General features: G+C 71.5%; 1 rRNA gene. It reads right to left on the reverse strand.

The annotated features are described in order from the left end of the window. Positions 1 to 842: 842 nt before the first annotated feature. A 5S ribosomal RNA gene (gene rrf / locus ACI79U_RS21405) occupies positions 843 to 959 on the reverse strand. Positions 960 to 1,144 lie beyond the last annotated feature (185 nt).

Raw genomic sequence — 1,144 nt, forward strand, 5'->3', positions numbered from 1 at the left:
CTGCGCTGCGGACGGTCCCCGGCAGGCTTGCGGTCCTGCCACGAGGGGCGGTCACCACCGCCGCTGCGCTGCGGACGGTCCCCGGCAGGCTTGCGGTCCTGCCACGAGGGGCGGTCACCACCGCCGCGCTGCGGACGATCCTCACCACCGCCGCGCTGCGGACGATCCTCACCACCGCTGCGCTGGGGACGATCCCCGGCGGGCTTGCGGTCCTGCCACGACGGGCGATCCCCGCCACCACTGCGCTGCGGACGGTCCCCGGCGGGCTTGCGGTCCTGCCACGACGGACGATCCCCGCCACCACGCTGCGGACGATCCCCGGCAGGCTTGCGGTCCTGCCACGAGGGGCGATCCCCGCCACCACTGCGCTGCGGACGGTCCCCGGCAGGCTTGCGGTCCTGCCACGACGGACGATCCCCGCCACCACGCTGCGGACGATCCCCGGCAGGCTTGCGGTCCTGCCACGACGGACGATCCCCACCACCACTGCGCTGCGGGCGGTCACCGTTCTGCGGGCCGGCGCTGCGGGAGCCGCGGTGGCCGGCGGGGCGGGCGCGCTCACCGGAGCCGCTCTGCCGGGGTGCGCCGCCTCGCGCACCGCCGCCTGCTCCGCGCCCTCCGGAGGATGCGCCTCGGCCTCGGTCAGAGCCTGCGGGCCCGCGTCGCGGAGAAGTCATGGTGTGTACGTACCTCACTGAGAATCGGCGCACGCCTGAGCGTCGCCAGAACGGATCGCGGCCACCTGGCCACGTCGTGGCCCCGGCCCGCACGCGCAGAGGAGGCCCTGAACGCACGAAACGGGGGCCGGAGCAAATGCTCCGACCCCCGTTCGTTGAAAGATTGTCCGGCGGCGTCCTACTCTCCCACCCGGTCCCCCGGGCAGTACCATCGGCGCTGAAAGGCTTAGCTTCCGGGTTCGGAATGAGACCGGGCGTTTCCCTTTCGCCATGACCGCCGTAACACTGTGAAACTGTCAGCAACCCGATCCCCACCGCGCCACCAAGAGTGGTGGCCCGGGGGTGGGCGCTCGTCGTTTCAGAGCTGCACAGTGGACGCGACAATGTCTTGCAAGAGGCTGGATATTGTGTGTGATCAAGCCCTCGGCCTATTAGTACCGGTCAGCTCCACGACTTGCGCCGCTTCC

Source organism: Modestobacter sp. SYSU DS0904, assembly GCF_054051115.1.